This is a genomic window from Paraburkholderia sp., from assembly GCF_049581445.1.
Classification (GTDB): domain Bacteria; phylum Pseudomonadota; class Gammaproteobacteria; order Burkholderiales; family Burkholderiaceae; genus Paraburkholderia.
Map to the genome: position 1 here is coordinate 1 of NZ_JBAURZ010000026.1, position 2362 is coordinate 2362.

The 2362-nt window shown below is 63.9% G+C and carries 4 protein-coding genes; 2 read left to right on the forward strand and 2 right to left on the reverse strand.

Annotated features, from left to right (window positions below):
• On the forward strand, positions 1-737 hold a 737-nt coding region (locus WCA85_RS01405), incomplete at its 5' end, for a phosphodiesterase (RefSeq protein ID WP_424061256.1).
• A gap of 74 nt (positions 738-811) precedes the next feature.
• On the opposite strand, the gene WCA85_RS01410 is transcribed toward WCA85_RS01405, so the two are convergent.
• Complete coding sequence (locus WCA85_RS01410; protein ID WP_424061258.1) at positions 812-1297, reverse strand: DUF2569 domain-containing protein; 486 nt, start codon at positions 1295-1297, stop codon at positions 812-814.
• Positions 1298-1419: 122 nt separating this feature from the next.
• Entirely contained in the window at positions 1420-1569 is a 150-nt protein-coding gene (locus WCA85_RS01415; RefSeq protein ID WP_424061259.1) for a hypothetical protein, read from the reverse strand.
• Between the two features lie 13 nt (positions 1570-1582).
• Here WCA85_RS01415 and WCA85_RS01420 point away from each other — a divergent pair.
• On the forward strand, positions 1583-2362 hold a 780-nt coding region (locus WCA85_RS01420), incomplete at its 3' end, for an MFS transporter (RefSeq protein WP_424061261.1).

The following is a 2362-nucleotide window of genomic DNA, read 5'->3' on the forward strand; positions in this document are numbered from 1 at the left end:
GCATCACCGCGCTCAACGCGCTCGAGCCGCGCCCGGATGCTGTGGTCATGACCGGCGACCTGGTCGACCAGGGCGACCCGGAGCAATACGCGCACCTCAAGACGCTGCTCGCGCCACTGCAGATTCCGTACTACCTGATGGTCGGCAATCACGATGCACGCGCGGCGCTGCGCGATGCGTTCAGCGATCACGCGCAACTGCACGCAGGCGGGGAGTTTGTGCAATACACGGTGGATATCGGTCCGCTGCGCCTGATCGCACTGGATTCCATGGTGCCGGGTGAAAGCGCGGGCACCCTGTGCGACTCACGGCTCGCGTGGCTTGAAGCACAACTCGACGGGGCGCATGGCAAGCCGGTGATCGTTGCCCTGCATCATCCGCCGTTCGATTGTGGCATCGGGCACATGGACGACATCCGGCTCGACGTGCAAGCGTCGCAAAAGTTGGCCACGCTGGTCGCGCGTTATCCGAATGTCGAGCGGGTGATCTGCGGCCATGTCCATCGGCCGATGTTCGTGCGTTTCGGCGGCACCATCGCCTCAGCCGTGCCGTCGCCCGCGCATCAGGTCGCGCTCGATCTGCGCAAGGACGCGCCATCCGGATTCATGATGGAACCCCCCGCGTTCGCGCTGCATCACTACGATCCGGCCAACGGCGTCGTGACGCACCACGCTTATGTCGATGCGGCGGACGGCCCGTACCCCTTCTACGAGCCCGAAGGTGATTTGATCGACTGAACCAGCGTGCAGCTAAGGCAGATTGACAAACCGGCAACCGTGCGGGGCGAGCCAGCACTTTACGGTGCAACGATTCAACGCTGCCTGAAGGTGTTACGCACGCGCCGCGACCACCTGAAATACGGCACGCCCAGCGCGGTGGCGCCTGCCGCCTGAGCAAAACCGTCCACCGGGATGCCAATTTCGATGCCAATGACGTGGGTCAGGTAGTCGCCGAGCAGGTAGGCAAACATGCGCATCACGAGCGCAGCGAGCAGCCAGCCCTGCACATGCAAAGGAAAACGCACTGACCTGCGCCAGACCAGCATCAGCAGCCAGCCGGCTCCGGCAACGATAAACGTGCCGGTCACCACGTCCATGCCGACCAGCAGCACGACGACGCGGTACCACCCATGTGTTTCCGGACGGACGAACACTGCAAGCAATTCCGGTTCAAGCATCATCTTGAGCGGGTCGCGCATTTCAATGACAGTTGCGCTCACCAGGGCCGCGAGCCCGAAAAGGACGAGCAGTAGCCAGCCGCTGAGACCCCGTGGTTCAAGTTCCGCTGTCGTATTCATCTTTTCCGGTGTGTCCCGTCTGGGGTGCAGGATGTGTCTGCCGGATGTACTCGCAGACCGCTCCGTCGAGGAGCCGCGCGATTTTACGGACCGGAAGCGAACGACCATCTCATTTTTGGTGCCTACGAGGTAATCCCCGTGACACCTACCCACCCCACGACGCCGCTGCAACCCATGCGCCACGAGACCACCGTCAGCACGATCCGCCCCGCTCCGGTATGATCGGCACGCTTGAAGACCCATGGCTGGACACCGCCACTTTGGCGATCCATCGAATCCCCGCTCATGTCCACGACCGATTCCCAACCGTCCCCCGCCGACGACCGTTCACTGCGCCGTTTGTTGCTGCTGCTCGCGACGATCGCCGGCGTCTCCGTTGCGAACATCTATTACAACCAGCCGCTGCTCGGTAACCTGCGCGAATCGTTTCCGCACAGCGCGTCGTGGGTGGGCGCGGTGCCGGCCGTCACGCAGCTAGGCTATGCCGCCGGTATGTTGCTGCTCGCCCCGCTCGGCGACCGCTTTGACCGGCGCCTCCTGATGTTGTTGCAGATCGCCGCCATTTGCGTAGCGCTCGTGATTGCCGCGAGCGCGCCGAGCCTCGTTGTCCTGATCGGCGCGAGTCTTGCGATCGGCGTGCTTGCCACCATCGCGCAACAGGCCGTACCGTTCGCCGCCGAACTCGCACCACCCTCGGGACGCGGCCATGCGGTCGGCACGGTGATGAGCGGTTTGCTACTGGGCATCTTGCTGGCGCGTACCGCAGCAGGCTTTGTCGCCGAGTATTTCGGCTGGCGTGCGGTGTTCGGCGCGTCCGTGGTGGCGCTACTGGCGCTCGCAGTCGTAATCTGGATGCGCCTGCCCAGGAGCAAGCCGACCTCAACCTTGCCCTACGGCAAGCTGCTCGTGTCGATGTGGCATCTGATCGTCGAGCATCCCGGGTTGCGCGAAGCGTCGCTCACGGGCGCATGCCTCTTTGCTGGCTTCAGCGTCTTCTGGTCGGTGCTTGCGCTGCTGTTAGCCGGCGCGCCATTTCACCTCGGGCCGCAGGCCGCCGGTCTGTTC

Excerpts from the sequence above, each read along its gene's own strand:
- WCA85_RS01415 (WP_424061259.1), bottom strand. The coding sequence starts at position 1,569 with ATGGATCGCCAAAGTGGCGGTGTCCAGCCATGGGTCTTCAAGCGTGCC.
- WCA85_RS01410 (WP_424061258.1), bottom strand. The coding sequence starts at position 1,297 with ATGAATACGACAGCGGAACTTGAACCACGGGGTCTCAGCGGCTGGCTA.